Source organism: Acidovorax temperans, assembly GCF_028596105.1.
GTDB lineage: Bacteria > Pseudomonadota > Gammaproteobacteria > Burkholderiales > Burkholderiaceae_C > Acidovorax > Acidovorax temperans.
In genome coordinates this window covers 4,345,729-4,363,838 of sequence record NZ_CP117193.1, presented here as the reverse complement: position 1 = coordinate 4,363,838, position 18,110 = coordinate 4,345,729, and the positions used below count along the sequence as shown (strand labels likewise).

The window sequence follows — 18,110 nt, the reverse complement described above, 5'->3', positions numbered from 1 at the left end:
GCTGCGGCATGCCGGGTGCGTCGTCGCTAGGCCGCCACGGTGCCGCGCACCGCGCGCGGGGCCTGCACGCCCAAAAAGCCGAAGTTCATCGCGGGCACTTCGCCGCTCAGCAGCTCGGCCATGGCCTTGCCCGAGCCTGCGCCGTGCGTCCAGCCCAGCGTGCCGTGGCCTGCATTCACCCACAGCTTGCCCACGCGGGTCTGGCCGATGAAGGGGATGTTGGTCGGCGTGGCGGGGCGCAGGCCCGTCCAGTACTGGGGGTTGCCGCCTTCTTCGGGTGTGCGGGTGTCGCACACGCCGGGCAAAATTTCGGCAATCCGGCGCGACAGCATGTGGCAGCGGGCGCGGGCCACGGGGCTGTCCAGGCTCATGTCAAAGCCGCCCAGCTCGATGGTGCCGGCCACGCGCAGGACGTTGCCCAGGCGGCTCATGGCGATCTTCTTGCCGTCGTCGATGGTGGAGACCATGGGCGCGCCTTCGGGCCTCAGCAGCGGGAAGGTGGCGCTGTAGCCCTTGCCGGGGTAGATGGGCAAATCCACGCCCACGGTGCGCAGCAGCGGCGCGCTGTACGAGCCGCAGGCCACCACAAAGGCATCGGCCTTGAGGATGAAGTCTTTTTGGCCGCTAGCGCCCGTGTTGCGAGCGATAACAGCTACAGAATCAATAGCATCACCAATCTTGTTCAGGCGCAGCACATCGTGCCCGTACAGGAACTGCGCACCCCGCGCGGCGCAGCGGCGGGCCAGTTCTTGCGTGAACACGCGGGCGTCGCCGCTTTCGTCGGTGCTGGTGTAGGTGCCGCCGGTGATCTTGTCGCCATAGGCCTTGAAGGCTGGCTCGATCTTCAGCAGCTCATCGCGGCTGACCAGGCGGCGCTGCACGCCGAATTTGCGCATCAGCTCCACCGCGTGGCCTGCGGCGTCAAACGATTTCTGGTCGGTGTAGAAGTGGGCGATGCCGCGTTCGAGGCGGTTGTATTCAATGCCGGTGCTGGCCACCAGGTCCTTGAGGGCCGCGTGGCTGTAGGCGCCCAGCGCCACAATCTGCTGCACGTTGCGCTCAAACGCCGTGTCGTTGCACTGCGCCAGAAACTTCAGGCCCCAGCGCCATTGGTCCCAGTCGAACTGCGGGCGAAACAGCAGCGGTGCCTCTTTGTCGAACATCCACTTGAGCGCCTTGAGCGGCGCTTCGCGGTTGGCCCACGGCTCGCAATAGCTCACCGAGATCTGTGCCGCGTTGGCAAAGCTGGTTTCAAGGGCAGCGTCGGGTTGGCGATCGACGACGACCACCTCATGCCCGCGTTCGAGCAGGTGCCACGCTGTGCTGATGCCGATGATGCCGGCGCCGAGGACAATGGTTTTCATGAGGGCGCAGTGTGCGGCACATTGCGCTGAACAAAAAGCAAAATTAAACTTAATCAAAATTCATCAGGGCAGCTAATGTTGGGCCGCCTGTTTTCCGTCCCTTTTGCAGCGTTTCAGCCATGAGCACTTACGACCCCGCCGCCCTCGAATGCCTTGCCGCCATCGTGGAGGAGGGCGGCTTTGAGCGCGCCGCCCAGCGCCTGAACGTGACCCAATCCGCCGTGTCGCAACGCCTGCGCGCGCTGGAGGCGCAGGTGGGCTCGGTGCTCATCGTGCGCAGCCGCCCGCTCAAGCCCACCAGCGCGGGGCAGTTGCTGCTCAAGCACACCAAGCAGCTGCGCCTGCTGCGCGCCGACCTGGAGCGCGACCTGCAGGAGCTGGCCCCCAGCGCCCCGGGGGGCTCACGCGAAGACGAGCGCATCTCCATCGCCATCAATGCCGACAGCATTGCCACCTGGGCCATGGGCGCGCTGCACGACCTGGTGCGCCAGCGCCTGCCGCTCGAAATCATCACCGACGACCAGGATTTCACCCAGGAATGGCTGCGCTCGGGCCAGGTGCTGGGCTGCGTCACCACGCTCAAGCAGGCGCTGCGCGGCTGCAAGATGGTGCCGCTGGGCGCCATGCACTACGTGGCGGTGGCCTCAGCCGACTTTGCCCGCAAGCACCTGCCCCAGGGGCTGACGCCGCACAACTTTCGCGATGTGTCGTTTCTGTCGTTCAACCGCAAGGACGATATGGCCGCCGAATTCGTGGCGCGCACCTTTGGGCTCAAGCGCGTGGCGCTGAACCACCTGTTCGTGCCCAGCACCGAAGGGCAGATGCGCGCCGTGTCGGCAGGCTGGGGCGTGGGTGTGATGCCCGAACTGCTGGCCCGGGGCCCGATTGCCGATGGCAGCCTGGTGGATTTGGTGCCGGGGCATTTCCTGCCCATTCAGCTGTACTGGCACTGCTGGAATCTGGAGTCGGAGCTGCTGGACGCACTGACGGAAGCCCTGAAGGCGACGGCGGCCAACACGCTGGTGACCTGAGCGGCTGGCCTGCACTGGCTCGCATCCGTACGCATGGGTCTGTCGGCGAAACGACGGTAAAGACGTGAACGTAGTAGTTGTAATGCAACTACTGCATTTGTTTTTTTACCGTAATGGATAAGATGCGTGCCATGTCGACGCCGCCCACCAAAGTTTCTTTCAAAGAGCAGATGCACCTCGCCCGCGAGGAGGCCATTCTGCAAGCCACCTGCCGCCTGCTGGGCGAAAAGGCGTATGACGCCATGACCATGGACGACGTGGCCAACGCGGTCGGCATCGCCAAGGCCAGCCTCTACAAGCACTTCAGCAGCAAGGAAGAGTTGTGCAGTGCAGCCATGGTGCAGATTCTGGCGAGAGTGCGTACTTACCTTGATGGGCTTGCCGCAGAGATGCCACCCGTGGAAAAGCTGCAGGCGCTGGTGCGCTGGTCGCTGGAGCGGCTCATCACCAACGAGATGCCACTGCTGCCCAGCCGCAACTCCAGCCTGCGCGCCGTGCTCATGGCCAACAAGGATTACCTCAATGGGCTGGTCACTGTCAGCGACCAGATCGGGGAATGGATCGTGCAGGCCCAGGGCCAGGGCGTGATCAACCCCACCTTGCCGCCCCTGGTGGTGCTGTACACCCTGTACGCCCGCGCGTGCGATCCGGTGGTCACCTTCCTCAAGGATGGCGGCCAGTACTCGGACGCCGAGATCGTGGAGTTGGTGGTGCGCACCTGTTTTGACGGGCTGTCGGCACGCTGATCCTTGGGCCGCCGCATGGCGGCTGCGTTCTCGCACCGGGCAAAAAAAAGCCCCGCCAGGGCGCAATGCCAGTCAGTTAAGCCCGCAGGCGGCTTGATCCAGTAAAAGGGAGCGTGTTCAACACGTTCCCTTTTTTCTTGATGAGCCTGCTTGCAAACGCCTTGCGCCAGACCCTGCCCCGAGTACCTGATCGCATCGAGCAGCTCAGCGCGTTGATAGACCCCACCTGGATCGCACAGGCGCTGGGGACCAGCGGCAAGGCCTCCATCCGCCGGCGCAAGCTGCCTGCCGAACATGCCGTGTGGCTTGTGATCGGACTGGCGCTGTTTCGCGACCGGCCACTGTGGCAGGTGGTGCAGCAGCTGGATTTGAGCCTGGATGGACAAGCGCCGCCCGCACCGAGCGTCAGCGTGCAAGCCCGCCAGCGCCTGGGCGAGGAGCCTCTGGCCGAGCTGTTCGCTCTACTGACCCAAGCCTGGAGCCGTCCTGCGGTGAATGTGCGCCAGCCACTGCGCGTACTGGCTGTGGATGGTGTGGTCTGGTCGGCGCCGGACACCCCTGAGAATCGAGTCGAACTGGGCAGCTGCAGCAACCAGCATGGCCTCTCGCCCTGGCCGCAGATCCGCGCCACTTGCCTGATGGACACACACAGCCACGAGATGCTTGATGCCAAGCTCGGCGCCATGGACTGCGGCGAATTGAGCCTGGCAGCGCAGTTGCGCGGCGAGGATCACTCCGTGACCCTGTTTGACCGAGCGTACTTCTCGGCAGCGTTCCTGTTGGACTGGCAGGCTGCGGGTACGCAGCGCCACTGGTTGATGCGCGCGCGGGACAATCTGCGCCATGAGATCGTCCAGCAACTGGCGCGCGGCGATGCGCTGATCCGCATGCCGGTGTCCCCACAAGCGCGCAAGGCACACCCGCATCTGCCCAGCCACTGGCAGGCACGCCTGATCGAGGTGAGCGTGGGTGGACGGCTGCGCCGCTTCATCACATCCTTGCTGTGTCCCCGCACGCATCCGGCGCAGGAGCTGGCCGAGCTCTACCGCCAGCGTTGGGAGATCGAGTTGGGGTTCCGGGAGATCAAGCAGACCCTGCAGGAGGGTGAGCCGGTGCTGCGCAGCAAGCAGCCCGCGCTGGTGCGCCAGGAGCTGTGGGGTGTGCTGATCGCCTACACGCTGCTGCGCCGCTGGATGCGCGAGATGGCAGCGCACGTCCAGGTCGAGCCCCAGCGCATCAGCTTCCACACAGCCAGCTACGCCATCGTGAACTTACTGGCGGTCCCCAGCCTGGACTCTGCCGGCACCTTGCCCAAGCAGTTGGCAGCCCTGTTGGCGCAATCGCGACACTTCGTGCTGCCGCCACGCCGCACTGGGCGCAGCTTCCCAAGGGTCGTCAAAAAACGCGCTTCCAAATTCCCAACAAAAAAAATGCCAGTCAGCTCTTAACTGACTGGCATTGGGCCAGGGCGGGGCTTGATGCGGCGCGGGGCCGTCGCTTAGCGAACGATCAGCAGCGGCACCTTGCAGTGGGCCAGCACTTGCGTAGTGACCGAGCCAACCACCAGCGTGGCCAGTGCGCCGTGGCCGTGGGAGCCCATCACCAGCAGGTCGAACTTGCCGGTGTCTGCCACCTTGGCGATGGTTTCGCCCACGGGGCCCACCTTGTACATGCACTTGGCTTCCACGCCATGGCGGCCGAGGAACTTGGCCACCGGCGCCATGATCTTGTCGGCTTCTTCAGCGTGGTAGCTGTCCACCACTTCCTTGCCCAGGGCAGCGCGTGCGCGGGTGGGCAGGGGCGACTGCACTGTCAACACCGTGTAGCTGTGGCTGGTGCCCAGCAGGTCTTCGTGGGTGGCCAGATAGGCAAGCATCTTCTTGGTGTAGGCGCTGCCGTCGACCGCAAGCAGAATGTTCATGGAAAGCTCCAGGTTGATGTTGTTCAGACTAATGCGCGCAGGCGGTTGTTGTCTTGACCTGGGTCATATTTTTCGTCGTGCGCCGCCAAAAGACCTTCGTAGAAGTCAGAGGCCTTTGCTTCCGATCATACGGTGAGGCACAGCTGGCTCTGAAAGGTGGCCTGTTCCCCCTTACGGGCATACCCCAGCGGGTTCGCCACCACCCGGCATTGCCAGGCTTCCTGGGTGGCTGGGTCGGTGCCGCTCACCGTGTAATCGCTGGGCGCATGCAGGTGGCCGTGCAGCCAGAGTTGCGCGTGGGGCAGCAGGTGATCCAGTGCGTTGCAAAAGCCTGCGGTGCCGGGCACCAGGCCGTAGCGCGGGTCTGCGCTGCGCAGGCTGGGGGCGAAGTGCGTGACGGCCACGGTGGTCCCTGCGAATGGCGTGCTCAGCGCCGCTTGCAACCATTCCTGGCAAGCCAGGGCTTGCGCGCGCATGGATTCGGCCAGAAATGCTTCGCCGCTGCGGGTACCGCCGGTTTTGCGCAGGTAAAAGTTGGCAGCCCTGAAAGCCTTGTCGCGCAGTTGCAGGCGCCGGGTGAGCGAGTCAGTTTGTTCGTGGTCAGCCAGCGCGTCAAAGTCGCTCCAGAGCGTGGTGCCCACAAAGCGCACCTGTTTTAGCACCAGGGTTTCGCGTTCCAGCCAGGCAATGCCCAGCTTGTCGCAGGTACGGCGCAGCCGCTGGTGGGCTTCGTCGAAATCTTGCGCGTCGTATTCGTGGTTGCCCGGCACGAAGAGCACGGGTGTGGGCCACGCACCCCACTGAGGTAACGGTGAAAACCGGGCCAGGCCGAAATCTTCATCGCCCAGCTGGCCGCCTTCCTGGTAGGAACCAATGTCGCCCGCCAGCACCAGTACATCGGCGCCCGGTGCGGGCTCTGGCACAAAGTGGGGATGGGCTTCCAGGTGGAGGTCGGACAGCAGCTGAATCTTCATGGGTGCAGTGTAGGCCGTGAGGGCTTTTGGACAGGTTCTCAGGCGTACTGTGGGCCTGCGGGTGTTGTCAGTCACGAAACATGCTGCGGGCTGATCGGGCCAGGGCGTGCAGCAGCCACTCCATGGCCTTTTCCTGCGGCCCGCGTCGGCGCCACAGGGCATCCACGTGCACGGCAGGCACATTCAGCGGCAGGGGACGTTGCACCAGTTTGTCGGCAATGCCCGTCACCGGGATGAAATGCCGCGGCAGCACGGTCAGCAGGTCTGAACCCACCACCACCCGGCCCGCCGTGAAGAACTGGTTCACGGTGATAACCACCCGCCGGGTGCGCCCCAGCGAGGCCAGTGCTTCGTCAATGAAACCAAACGGCCGACCGGAAAAGCTGACCAGCATGTGCCGCGCTGCGCAGTAGGTGTCGAGGCTCAACTCGCCCGTGGCCAGCGGATGCCCCTGGCGCATCACACACATGTACTCGCCGTCGTACAGGCGGCGGCTGTCATAGGCCACGGCCCCGCCCGCTTGGGCGCGGGCAGTCAGGTCGGCCAGGGCTGCAGGGAAGTAGCCCACGGCCATGTCGGCAGACTCTTCGTCCAACAGCCGCCGGGGGTCGCGGGTGGTAAGCGGCAAGACCCGCACGGAGATGCCCGGCGCCTCGCGTTCAATGATTTGCACCAGCGGCGGCACCAGCGTGGCGGCCGTCGCGTCGGCCATGGCCAGCACAAAGGTGGATGTGGCCGTGGCGGGTTCAAAGTTGCCGGGCGCCAGGGCCTCCTGCAGCAGCGCCAGCGCATCGCGCACGCTGGGCCACAGGGCCAGCGCCCGGGGGGTGGGCTCCACCCCCTGGCCGCTGCGCACCAATAACTCGTCTCCCACCACCTCGCGCAGGCGGCGCATGGCGTTGCTCACGGCGGGCTGGGTGATGGAAAGCTTGTGCGCTGCCTTGGTCAGACTGCGCTCCGCCATCACTTCATCGAACACGCGCAGCAGGTTCAGATCGAGCGAGCGAAAGTTCAGATGCGAGGTCATCTTTCAATCATCACTGATATGAATGTAGAAAATTCAAAATATAAATTTGAATAGATAAAGGGTAAACCCTAAGATTCACGCATTCGCCCGGCAATCTCGCCAAAAGCGTTTGAAAAGGGACTACCAAAATGACCAGCTTCGCACACGTTGATTACCCCACTGAACACCCTGGCGTGGTTCGCGCTGAAAACGCCGCCGCCGCCATCAAGGACATTGCGCACAATTTCGACGGTGCGCGCGGTGCTGCTTCGTTGCTTCTGGCTGCGGTGGTTTCAGCGCTGATGGTGGTGGCCAACCAGGTGATCGACACCTGGAGCGAAGGCCACCTGCTGGCCGCTTGGATGGTGCTGTGGGTGGTGGCGTTTGCCGCTTTGGCCCTGCTGACCCTGCCCGCACGCCGCATGGCCGTTGCCCTGCGCGCTGGCACCCAGGCTTGGGCTGAGCGCCGTCGCCGCGCTGCCGAAGACGCACGCACATGGCAAGTGGCGATGCAAGACCCACGCGTCATGGCTGAACTGAACCACGCCATGGGCATTGCCACCGTGCAGGACGTTCGCCGCTACTACTGATGCATCAGGAAGGGCCGCACCAACACTGCCACTTTCTGTAAAAAGCCATGGTCGCCTAGAGCGTTCATGGCTTTTTTCATGGGCCCGTGGAATCGAGCCGAAACGCCGAGGCCGGGTCTTCCCCACGGAGTTCAGCGCTGCCCGGATAAGGTTTCAATTTGCCATGAAAAAAAGCTGACCCACCGCACGGTGGGTCAGCTTTTTGGCTGGGCAGCCCACAATGTGGGCTACCTTGAATCGACCGATTTCTTAGGCCGCTAAACGCTTTTCGAGTTGAGCCTTGGTGTCCAGCAGCGCTTGAGGGAGGTGATACGCCAGCTGCTCGAAGTGGGCCGTGTGCAGCTTGAACTCTTCGGCCCAGGCGGCCTTGTCGATGCTGGTCACTGCGGCGAACTGCTGGGCGCTGAAGTCCAGACCCGTCCAGTTGATCTCTGCATATTGTGGTGCCACGCCGAACATGGTTTCCTGGCCTTGTGCCTGGCCTTCGATGCGGTCGATCATCCACTTGAGCACGCGCATGTTGTCGCCATAACCCGGCCAGACGAACTTGCCGGCTTCATCCTTGCGGAACCAGTTCACGCAGAACACCTTGGGCAGCGCCTTGCCGGTGGCGGCAATTTGGCCTTCCATGTTCAGCCAGTGCTGGAAGTAGTCGCTCATGTTGTAGCCGCAGAAGGGCAGCATGGCAAACGGATCGCGGCGCACCACGCCTTGGGCGCCAAAGGCGGCAGCGGTGGTTTCAGAGCCCATGGTGGCAGCCATGTACACGCCTTCGGTCCAGGTGCGGGCTTCAGTCACCAGCGGCACGGTGGTGGAGCGGCGGCCGCCAAAAATGAAGGCGTCGATGGCCACGCCGTTGGCATCGTCCCACTGCGGGTCGAGCGCTGGGTTGTTGGTGGCAGCCACGGTGAAGCGCGAGTTGGGATGGGCGGCCTTGGCGCCGGTTTCCTTGGCGATCTGGGGCGTCCAGTCCTTGCCTTGCCAGTCGATCAGGTGATCGGGCAGCTTGCCCGTGTCCTTTTCCATGCCTTCCCACCACACGTCGCCGTCGTCCGTCAGGGCCACGTTGGTGAAGATCACGTCCTTGTCCAGGCTGCGCATGCAGTTGGGGTTGGTGTGCATGTTGGTGCCGGGGGCCACGCCAAAGTAGCCCGCCTCGGGGTTGATGGCGTACATCTTGCCGTCGGCATGGGGCTTGATCCAGGCGATGTCGTCGCCGATGGTCGTGACCTTCCAGCCCGCAAAGCCGGCCTCGGGCGGCACCAGCATGGAGAAGTTGGTCTTGCCGCAGGCGCTGGGGAAGGCGGCTGCCACGTGGTACTTCTTGCCTTCGGGGTTGGTGACGCCCAGGATCAGCATGTGCTCGGCCAGCCAGCCCTGGTCGCGGCCCATGGTGGAGGCGATGCGCAGGGCCAGGCACTTTTTACCCAGCAGCGCGTTGCCGCCGTAGCCCGAGCCGTACGACCAGATTTCACGCGTTTCGGGGTAGTGCACGATGTACTTGACCTTGGGGTTGCAAGGCCAGCTGGTGGAGTCTTTCTCGCCAGCGGCCAGGGGCGCGCCCACGGTGTGCATGCAGGGCACGAACTCGCCATCCACGCCCAGCACGTCGTACACGGCCTTGCCCATGCGGGTCATCAGGCGCTGGTTCACGGCCACGTAGGCGCTGTCGGTCAGCTCCACGCCAATGTGGGCGATGTGGCTGCCCAGCGGGCCCATGCTGAAGGGCACCACGTACATGGTGCGGCCCTTCATGCAGCCGTCGAACAGCGGCTGCAGCGTGGCGCGCATTTCAGCAGGGTCCATCCAGTTGTTGGTGGGGCCGGCATCTTCCTTCTTGGCCGAGCAGATGTAGGTGCGGTCTTCCACGCGGGCCACGTCCGATGGGTCAGACCAGGCCAGGAAGCTGCCGGGGCGCTTGGCAGGGTTGAGCTTCTTGAAGGTGCCAGCCTGCACCAGTTGGTCGCACAGGCGGTCGTACTCTTCCTTGGAGCCGTCGCACCAGTAGATGCTGTCGGGCTTGCACAGGGCTGCCATATCGGCCACCCAGGCCAGCAGGCGCGGGTTTTTGACGTAAGCGGGGGCGTTGAGGTTCAGGCCCTGCATGGTGGGTGCGTTCATCGGGAGCTTCCTAAGTTGAAAAAACGGTTTTCCAAAGGAAGCGAACCGGGCGGTTCACGACGGCAAAGACCTGGCGCAATTGCGATGCTGAGCGCTGCCTTTGAAAAAACGGCTTTTCGACGGAGAGCTCCGCAAATGCCGCCTTCACAAGCACTTGCAGGCCCTGCGCCTGTGCTCAGTCGGCGGGCAGAACATGCGAAGGCCCCACGGGTTGGAGGCGTCTCCACGCATTCCGCGGGTCGGCTGGGATGACGATTTTATGAATCTGCCGCCAATTTGTCTGTCAGACTCGGGTCAAAACAATGCAAAAATTGCATGGGGTTATGCGTGATTATTGCAGCCGCCCCAGCCAGCCCTTGTCTTGATCAGCGGGCCAGAGTGGCGTTCCATCGCTCAAATCCGGCCTTGCGCAGGGCGCATGCGGGGCAGGTGCCGCAGCCGTAGCCCCAGGCGTGGCGCTCTTCGCGCACCCCGTGGTAGCAGGTGTGGGATTGCTCCAGCACGATGTCCACCAGCGCGTCGCCGCCCAGGGTGCGAGCCAGGTCCCAGGTCTGGGCCTTGTCCAGCCACATCAGCGGGGTCTCGATGGTGAAGCGCTGGCCCATGCCCAGCGACACCGCCACCTGCAAGGCCTTGAGGGTGTCGTCACGGCAGTCGGGGTAGCCCGAGAAATCGGTCTCGCACATGCCCCCCACCAGTGTGTGCAGACCGCGCCGGTAGCCCACGGCCGCCGCGAGCTGGAAGAACAGCAGGTTGCGGCCCGGCACGAAGGTGTTGGGCAGGCCTGCAGCGGTCATCTGGATTTCGGTCTCGCTGGTCAGGGCCGTGTCGCTGATGTGGCCGAGCACGCTCAGATCCAGCATATGGTCGTCCCCGAGCTTGCTGCTCCACTGCGGGAACTGGCTGCGCATGGCTTCGAGCACCGCGTGGCGCGCCTGCAGTTCCACATGGTGGCGCTGGCCGTAGTCAAAGCCGATGGTCTCGACATGCGCAAACTGGCTCAGCGCCCACGCGAGGCAGGTGGTGGAGTCTTGTCCGCCAGAGAACAAGACAAGTGCGTGGCCAGAGCGCATGGGGGGAATCCTTCTGAAAAAGCGGGGTGCAGACGAAAAAAAACCCCGCAGTGCGGGGCTTGTGGGATGGGCGTGGGCAATGCCTCAGGCCATCTTCACGGCGATGAATGCCAGCAGGAACATCATGATGCCGCCCACCACAGGGAGCACCACGGGCATGGCGGAGACCACGTTTTCCACCGGGTCAGACGATGGCTCGGAAGAGTTGTGCGAGGTGTGATCCGACATGGTGATTGCTCCAATGCTGAAAGTTGGCCGATTCTAGCGGTTCTGCCACGGGGTTGCGTTGTGCCGCGTGGCGCTCACATGAGCGCGGCTTCCATGCCGGCGGTGCGCAACTGGTCCAGCACCTGCTTGACGTGGGATTTGCCCCGCGTTTGCAGCACCAGCTCAATTTCCACATTCTGTGCGGCCAGCATGGTGAAGGCGCGCTGGTGGTGTACTTCCTCGATGTTGGCGCCTGCGTCTGCCACCGTGGCGGTGATGCGCGCCAGCACGCCGGGCACATCGCGTGCGCTGACCTTGATGCGCGCCAGGCGCCCCGAGCGCACCATGCCGCGCTCGATGATGGCCGCCAGCAGCAGCGGGTCGATGTTGCCGCCGCACAGCACCAGGCCCACGCGCTTGCCCTGGAAGCGTTCGGGGTAGCGCAGCAGCGCTGCCAGCCCTGCGGCGCCCGCGCCTTCCACCAGGGTTTTCTCAATTTCGAGCAGCATCAGCACGGCCTGCTCAATGTCGCCCTCGTCCACCAGCACCAGGTCATCCACCAGGCGCTTGACGATTTCCTGCGTGATCTTGCCCGGCGTGCCCACGGCAATGCCCTCGGCGATGGTGGATGTGCCCTGCGGGTGGTGCGTGCCCTTCACCGCGTTGACCATGGCCGGAAAGCGCGCAGTCTGCACGCCGATGATCTCAATGCCCGGCTTGATCGCTTTGGCGGCTGTGGCCACGCCCGAAATCAGCCCGCCGCCGCCCACGGCGATGACCAGCGTGTCCAGGTCGGGCACGGCCTGCAGCATCTCCAGCCCCAGCGTGCCCTGGCCCGCTGCCACCGCCTCGTCGTCGTAGGGATGCACAAAGGTCAGGCCCTGCGTGTCAGACAGCATGTAGGCGTGGGCGCGGGCCTCTTCCAGCGTGTCGCCGTGCAGTACGACTTCGGCGCCAAATCCCCGCGTGCGTTCCACTTTCACGCCGGGTGTGAAGCGCGGCATCACGATGACGGCGCGCAAGCCCAGGCGCTGCGCGTGGTAGGCCACCCCTTGCGCGTGGTTGCCTGCGCTCATGGCGACCACGCCATGCGCTCGCTCTTCGGCCGTGAGCAGCGTGAGCTTGTTGCAGGCCCCGCGCTCCTTGAACGAAGCGGTGAACTGCAGGTTCTCGAACTTGAGGAACACCTGCGCGCCCACGATCTGCGAGAGCGTTCGGGATTCCACACACGGCGTGTCCAGCACCTGGCCTTGTAGGCGCAGTGCGGCATCCTGGATGTCTTGAAGGGTGATCATGTGCGGCATTGTGGCAATAAATGTCGCACGGCGAGGTCCATTTTTGCGGTACACGCCTCACGCCTACATTCGCTGCACTGGCGGGTGGCGATGAAAAGTAACAAGGCGTATCGTCGCGAGACATTGCAGCAGCCAGGGCCGATGTCCCGGAAAAAGCCCGAGCGCCAGGATTTTTAGACCATGCACCCAGAACGCCAGCGCAAGATCCGTGAGCTGTTCGACGATTACATCGAGATGTACGCCGCACGGGACGACCGGCTCACCGCGCGCTTCAGCCAGAGCGTCACCGGATACTCCGGCAGCGACAGTCGGCTGATCCGTGACCGCGAGGAATGGGTGCGCATCACACGGCAGGACTTTGCGCAGGTGCCGGGCCGCATCCGCATCGAAATGCTCGACCTTGCACTGCAGGACCTGTGCGACGACGTCGTTGTCGCGACCGCCTGTTTCCACATCCACCTGCCCAGTGCCGTGCATCAACTTGCCAAGGAGGTGGCGCGGCTGGTGCTGGTCTTCCGTCTGGAAGGTGCTGATTGGCTGATCGCGCACTGCAGCTATTCCATCCCCTACCAAAGCGTGCAGGATGGTGAGGTGTTCCCCCTCCAAAGTCTGAAGGAGCAAAACAGTGCATTGCAGGCCCTGGTTGCCGAGCGCACCCAGGCGTTGCAAGAAAGCCAGGACCTGTACCGCCTGCTCACCGAAGACGCGCAGTACGTGCTGTGGCGCACGGACAGCCAGCTCGTCCTCACCTACATCAGCCCGGCAGACGAACGCCTGCGCGGCTTTCGGGCCGACGAGGTGGTGGGCCGCCATGTGTTTGACATGTTCAACGAAGAAGGCGTGGCCGTGCTCAAAGCCATGATCGCGCGCCGCGTGCAGGAAGAGGCGTCCGGCACGCCGGTCGGGTTTCTGAACTTCGAGGTGCAGCACCGCTGCAAGGACGGCCGCCGGATCTGGGGCGAGGTGCTGTCCAAGCCCGAGCGAAACGCGCAGGGCGAGATCATCGGCTACCACGGCATCACCCGCGAGATCACCGAGCGCAAGCGCCTGGAAGAACAGGTCCACCAGCTCGCCTTCTACGACCCTCTGACCCACCTGGCCAACCGCCGCCTGATGCTGAACCACCTGGAGCAGGCCATGTCGGCCAGCAAACGCAGCCAGCGCCATGGCGCTCTGCTGTTCCTTGACCTCGACAATTTCAAACCCCTCAACGACACCCATGGCCACGGTGTGGGCGACCTGCTGCTGATCGAAGTGGCCGAGCGCCTGAAAGCCTGGGTGCGCGAAGCCGACACCGTGGCCCGCTTTGGCGGCGACGAGTTCGTTGTGCTGCAGAGCGAACTGAGCACGCAACCCGGCGAGGCCGCCGAACAGGCGGTCGCCATCGCGGAGAAGGCCCGCACCCGCCTGGCCGAGCCCTACGTGCTGCAGTCCGCGCCCTCCGCCCCGTCCATTCGGCATGAATGCACCGCCAGCATTGGCGTGGCGGTTTTCCGTGGGCGTGATGAAAGCCAGAACACAGTGATTGACCGGGCCGACGCGGCAATGTACCGGGCCAAGGAAGAGGGCCGTAACCGGATCCAGTGTGCGTCGGGCCCTGCCGCTGCGGGCTGATCTGCACACGGGCGGCGGGCACACGCCATGCGTGGTGGGTTTTTCAAAAATGATAGCTGCTGGCGCTTGCTGTATAAGCGCTAGGGATGTCCTGCATAACCCTCGCGAGTCGGTGGTAGTGCGGATCGGGATCGGCTGCAATGCGTCTTTTTGCAGCCAATAGCCGGGCTATTGGCAAGAAAAGCAACGCAGCGGACTGCCCGAGGCCGCGCTATCACGGACCGCAGGGAGTTATGCAGGACATCCCCAGAGGCCATTTTGATGTAAATCACCACGCCCTGTGCATCAGCGGCGTCTTTTCGCTCACACCACCCGGTTCCACTCCAGAGCCCGGCTCTTCCAGTGCGCCTCAATCGTCTGCGTGAAGTCCGCGCGCACCAGTTTTGCGCGGCTCTCCAGCCAGTCGGCGTTCTCGCGCCGCACCACGATGCCTTCGAGGTGGCCCTGGCGGAACTGGCTGTCGTGGGCGTGCACCCAGTCGCGCAACTGGTCCAGCGTGACTTCGCCTGCGTACAGGCGCGGCACGGTCTTGAAGCCCATCTCTGCGGCCCAGGCGTTGCGGCGCGTGGTGCTCCAGAAGCGCTGCTCCTGGCGGTCGTACACGTCAAACAGCATCCACCAGTCGGGCAGGGTGGCGTAGTCGAGCGAGTGGCGCGCGGCGCACCATTCGCCGAAGGCCACCAGGTGCGTGCCCAGGGCGTCGAAGAGCTTGTCTTCGTGCGCGGCCAGCCAGGGGCCCAGGCGGGCGAACTGGCCGTGGAAGGGCTGGGGCAGGTACTGGCCCCGGTTCTGCGCGCGCAGCACGCCGTCGGGCGAGACCGAAAAGCCCAGGTTGGCGCCGTCGAGCTTTTCCTCCAGCACCACGGGGCCGCTGAGGAGGTCCTCGGCCTCGGCGGGCAAGAGCACTTTGTCGTCGCGCGGCGCGCCGCAAAATGGCCCGCAGCGCTTATGCAGAAAGCGCCAGCAGCTATGTTTTTAATAGCTAATCCTTCAGCGTAAGGCGGCGCGCCAGCTTGTGCAGGTTGCTCGCGTCGATGTCCAGCGCGCGGGCGGCGCCCGCCCGGTTGCCGCCGCGGCGGGCGAGGGCGGCCTGGATGCACTGGCGCTGCAGGCGCACGGCTTGCGGCTGCTCGGTCACCAGGTCGGCAAAGACGGCTTCCACAGCCAGGGTATTTAGAGCGGCTAACAAAACTCTTCTGGCGTCGTTGCTGTGTCTTGTCGTACTGCTCGTACTGCCTACGACACAGCGCCTAGCCAGAACCGCTTCGCTGAGTTTTGTTAGCCGCTCTTATCACCATGGATGGGTATCTTGAACGATGAATAGTGATGGTGAAAATGACCGTGATGCCTGCAAGCCTCTGATTCATAACGCATGGTGCGGTGGCCTGAAGCTTGCGATGGAAGGGTGTCCCATCGGTGTGGCGCGTGCGCTTTGGCGCACCACCCGCCGTGCCCGTTTCAACACCCCAGGAGTCCTTCCGTGAACATCGACAAATTCAAGCACCAGCATCTCGACATCCTGCGCAGCATCGATCTGCTGCGGCAGTTGACCCACGCCGGGGTGGAGCGCAATGCGGCCGAGATCGCGCAGCGCATCGTTGCCATGAGCAGCACCATCAAGCTGCATCTGGCGGTGGAAGACCAGGCGCTGTACCCCGCCCTGCAGCGCAGCGGCAATGCCAGCCTGGCGCGCATGGGCCGCCAGTATCAAAGCGACATAGTCAAAGCGACATGGGCCCGATCGCCAGCGCCTACGACGCCTTTGCGCGCCGCTGGAACACGGCCGAAAGCCTGCGCACCGACGAGAAGGGCTTCCGCGCCGAAGCCAACGTGGTGTTGCGCAAGGTGTACGAACGCATGCAGCGCGAGGACCACGATTTCTATCCCCGCATCGAGGAGCAGGAGGCCGTGCACGCCTGACAGCGCCGCGCCCGCGCGCATTGCTTTCGCCGGCCTGTGGGCCGGCTTTTTTTACCCTCGCTTACCGGTGCGTTTGTGTTGGGTCAAACTACCTATGGTGTTTGATGGGTATCGTGGACACCATAGGTAGTGTTTTTACTCCGTTTCGTAGATTGGTCGAACCCATGGCATCCACCCTTGTTACCTTGCCCCGCGAGGTCGTTTTGCGCAGCGGTCAGCGCGTTCCTTTTGACGCAGAACGCATCCGCGCCGCACTGGCCAGCGCAGGCCAGGCCTCGGGTGAATACGGCGCCGAAGAAGCCGCGCTGCTCACCGCGCAGGTCACCAAGGTGCTGATCCACCGCTTTCATGGCGAAGCGCCCACGGTGGAGCAGATCCAGGACGTGGCCGAGCAGACGCTGATCGCCGCCAACCACCTGGCCACCGCGCGCGCGTACATCGTCTACCGCGAGCAGCACGCCACGCTACGCGCCGACAGGCAGACGCTGGTGGATGTGGAAAGCTCCATCAACGAATACCTCACGCGGGCCGACTGGCGCGTGAGCGCGAATGCCAACCAGGGCTACTCGCTGGGCGGGCTGATCCTGAACGTGGCGGGCAAGGTCACGGCCAACTACTGGCTCTCGCATGTCTACATGCCCGAGATCGGCGAGGCGCACCGCAACGGCGACATCCATATCCATGACCTTGACATGCTCAGCGGCTACTGCGCGGGCTGGTCGCTGCGCACACTGTTGCACGAGGGCCTGAACGGCGTGCCCGGCAAGGTGGAGGCGGGGCCGCCCAAGCACATGAGTTCCGCCGTGGGGCAGATCGTCAACTTTCTGGGCACGCTGCAAAACGAGTGGGCGGGTGCGCAGGCGTTCTCTTCGTTCGACACCTACATGGCGCCGTTTGTGCGCAAGGACGGCATGGACTACGCCGCCGTGCGCCAGTGCATCCAGGAGCTGGTCTACAACCTCAACGTGCCCTCGCGCTGGGGCACACAGACGCCGTTCACCAACCTCACCTTCGACTGGACTTGCCCCGACGACCTGCGCGAGCAGGTGCCTGTGATCGCAGGCGAAGAAATGCCCTTCGCTTACGGCGATCTGCAGGCAGAGATGGACCTCATCAACCGCGCCTACATCGACGTGATGACCACGGGCGATGCCAAGGGCCGCGTGTTCACCTTCCCCATCCCCACGTACAACATCACCAGGGACTTTCCTTGGGAGAGCGAGAACGCAGAGCGGCTGTTTGACATGACGGCCAAGTACGGCCTGCCGTACTTCCAGAACTTTGTGAACTCGGAGCTGGAGCCCAACATGGTGCGCTCCATGTGCTGCCGCCTGCAGCTGGATTTGCGCGAACTGCTCAAGCGCGGCAACGGCCTGTTCGGCAGCGCCGAGCAGACGGGCAGTCTGGGCGTGGTCACCATCAACTGCGCACGCCTGGGTTACCAGCACGCGGGCGACGAGGCGGGCCTGTTTGCCGCGCTGGACCGCCTGATGGAACTGGGCAAGCAGAGCCTGGAGACCAAACGCAAGCTGATTCAGCGGCTCATGGACCAGGGCCTGTTCCCCTACACCAAGCGGTATCTGGGCACGCTGCGCAACCACTTCAGCACGCTGGGCGTGAACGGCATCAACGAGATGGTGCGCAACTTCACGCACGGCCGCGAAGACATCACCAGCGACTTTGGCCACGCGCTGGCCCTGCGCCTGCTCGACCACGTGCGCGAACGCATGACGCAGTTCCAGGAAGAAACAGGCCACCTCTACAACCTGGAAGCCACGCCCGCCGAGGGCACGACCTACCGCTTTGCCAAAGAAGACAAAAAGCGCTGGCCCCACATCTTGCAAGCGGGCACGGCCGAGCAGCCGTACTACACCAACAGCTCGCAACTGCCCGTGGGCTTCACCGACGACCCGTTCGAGGCGCTGATGCGGCAAGAGGCGCTGCAGTCCAAATACACCGGCGGCACCGTGCTGCACCTGTACATGGGCGAGCGCGTCTCCAGCGGCGCCGCCTGCCGCGAGCTGGTCAAACGCGCGCTCACCAACTTCCGCCTGCCCTACATCACCGTCACGCCCACGTTCTCCATCTGCCCCACGCACGGCTACCTGGCGGGCGAGCACCCGTTCTGCCCGCGCTGCGATGAAGAGCGGCTGGCCGCCAAGCGTGCGCAGCTGGCGGCGTAGTACAAGCCAAATAGGCCTCTAGCGCTTATCCATCAAGCGCCACCAGCTATTGTTTTTGAAGCAAC

15 protein-coding genes and 2 pseudogenes are annotated in these 18,110 nt (G+C 64.0%); 7 read left to right on the top strand and 10 right to left on the bottom strand.

The window, feature by feature from the left end; translation table 11 throughout:
• Positions 1-26: 26 nt before the first annotated feature.
• A complete protein-coding gene (locus PQV96_RS20460) occupies positions 27-1,364 on the bottom strand; it encodes a D-amino acid dehydrogenase (RefSeq protein WP_066697990.1) in 1,338 nt (445 codons plus the stop codon).
• Positions 1,365-1,483: 119 nt separating this feature from the next.
• On the opposite strand from PQV96_RS20460, the gene PQV96_RS20455 reads away from it, so the two are divergent.
• From PQV96_RS20455 to PQV96_RS20445, 3 genes are all read left to right on the top strand, one after another.
• Complete coding sequence (locus PQV96_RS20455) at positions 1,484-2,395, top strand: LysR family transcriptional regulator ArgP (protein ID WP_044397099.1); 912 nt, start codon at positions 1,484-1,486, stop codon at positions 2,393-2,395.
• Between the two features lie 122 nt (positions 2,396-2,517).
• Positions 2,518-3,141, top strand: coding sequence for a TetR/AcrR family transcriptional regulator (locus tag PQV96_RS20450; protein ID WP_066698001.1), 624 nt, complete (start codon positions 2,518-2,520; stop codon positions 3,139-3,141).
• A 140-nt stretch (positions 3,142-3,281) separates the two neighbouring features.
• Positions 3,282-4,589: an IS4 family transposase gene (locus PQV96_RS20445; RefSeq protein ID WP_273624068.1), complete on the top strand. Its 1,308-nt coding sequence runs from the start codon at positions 3,282-3,284 to the stop codon at positions 4,587-4,589.
• A 50-nt stretch (positions 4,590-4,639) separates the two neighbouring features.
• On the opposite strand, the gene PQV96_RS20440 is transcribed toward PQV96_RS20445, so the two are convergent.
• The 3 genes from PQV96_RS20440 to PQV96_RS20430 form a co-directional block, all read right to left on the bottom strand.
• Positions 4,640-5,062: a universal stress protein gene (locus PQV96_RS20440; protein WP_207374862.1), complete on the bottom strand. Its 423-nt coding sequence runs from the start codon at positions 5,060-5,062 to the stop codon at positions 4,640-4,642.
• Positions 5,063-5,187: 125 nt separating this feature from the next.
• The gene (locus tag PQV96_RS20435; protein WP_207374863.1) at positions 5,188-6,036 is read right to left on the bottom strand and encodes a metallophosphoesterase; all 849 of its coding nucleotides are present in this window, start codon (positions 6,034-6,036) and stop codon (positions 5,188-5,190) included.
• 67 nt (positions 6,037-6,103) lie between these two features.
• Entirely contained in the window at positions 6,104-7,063 is a 960-nt protein-coding gene (locus PQV96_RS20430) for a LysR family transcriptional regulator (protein WP_207374864.1), read from the bottom strand.
• A 128-nt stretch (positions 7,064-7,191) separates the two neighbouring features.
• Here PQV96_RS20430 and PQV96_RS20425 point away from each other — a divergent pair, with 128 nt between their 5' ends.
• Complete coding sequence (locus PQV96_RS20425; protein ID WP_044397104.1) at positions 7,192-7,632, top strand: hypothetical protein; 441 nt, start codon at positions 7,192-7,194, stop codon at positions 7,630-7,632.
• A 249-nt stretch (positions 7,633-7,881) separates the two neighbouring features.
• On the opposite strand, the gene PQV96_RS20420 is transcribed toward PQV96_RS20425, so the two are convergent.
• The 4 genes from PQV96_RS20420 to PQV96_RS20405 form a co-directional block, all read right to left on the bottom strand.
• Positions 7,882-9,753, bottom strand: a complete 1,872-nt coding sequence (locus tag PQV96_RS20420) for a phosphoenolpyruvate carboxykinase (GTP) (RefSeq protein WP_273624067.1) — start codon at positions 9,751-9,753, stop codon at positions 7,882-7,884.
• 365 nt (positions 9,754-10,118) lie between these two features.
• Positions 10,119-10,826: a 7-cyano-7-deazaguanine synthase QueC gene (gene queC, locus PQV96_RS20415; RefSeq protein ID WP_142085244.1), complete on the bottom strand. Its 708-nt coding sequence runs from the start codon at positions 10,824-10,826 to the stop codon at positions 10,119-10,121.
• 84 nt (positions 10,827-10,910) lie between these two features.
• On the bottom strand, positions 10,911-11,054 hold the full coding sequence (locus tag PQV96_RS20410; RefSeq protein WP_167336948.1) for a hypothetical protein: 144 nt from the start codon (positions 11,052-11,054) through the stop codon (positions 10,911-10,913).
• Positions 11,055-11,128: 74 nt separating this feature from the next.
• On the bottom strand, positions 11,129-12,328 hold the full coding sequence (locus tag PQV96_RS20405; RefSeq protein ID WP_273624066.1) for a threonine ammonia-lyase: 1,200 nt from the start codon (positions 12,326-12,328) through the stop codon (positions 11,129-11,131).
• A 180-nt stretch (positions 12,329-12,508) separates the two neighbouring features.
• On the opposite strand from PQV96_RS20405, the gene PQV96_RS20400 reads away from it, so the two are divergent.
• Positions 12,509-13,942 carry a diguanylate cyclase domain-containing protein gene (locus PQV96_RS20400; RefSeq protein ID WP_273624065.1) on the top strand — a complete coding sequence of 478 codons (1,434 nt, stop codon included), beginning with the start codon at positions 12,509-12,511 and terminating at the stop codon, positions 13,940-13,942.
• Between the two features lie 303 nt (positions 13,943-14,245).
• Here the strand turns inward: PQV96_RS20400 and PQV96_RS20395 are convergent, their stop codons facing one another.
• Together PQV96_RS20395 and PQV96_RS20390 are read right to left on the bottom strand one after the other, a co-directional pair.
• Positions 14,246-14,848: an RNA ligase family protein gene (locus PQV96_RS20395; RefSeq protein ID WP_273624064.1), complete on the bottom strand. Its 603-nt coding sequence runs from the start codon at positions 14,846-14,848 to the stop codon at positions 14,246-14,248.
• A gap of 76 nt (positions 14,849-14,924) precedes the next feature.
• Positions 14,925-15,050 (bottom strand): annotated as a pseudogene (locus tag PQV96_RS20390) (helix-turn-helix domain-containing protein); the annotation flags it as partial.
• A 372-nt stretch (positions 15,051-15,422) separates the two neighbouring features.
• Here PQV96_RS20390 and PQV96_RS20385 point away from each other — a divergent pair.
• Positions 15,423-15,862: pseudogene (locus tag PQV96_RS20385) on the top strand (hemerythrin domain-containing protein).
• 164 nt (positions 15,863-16,026) lie between these two features.
• On the top strand, positions 16,027-18,045 hold the full coding sequence (locus PQV96_RS20380; RefSeq protein ID WP_066787456.1) for a ribonucleoside triphosphate reductase: 2,019 nt from the start codon (positions 16,027-16,029) through the stop codon (positions 18,043-18,045).
• Positions 18,046-18,110 lie beyond the last annotated feature (65 nt).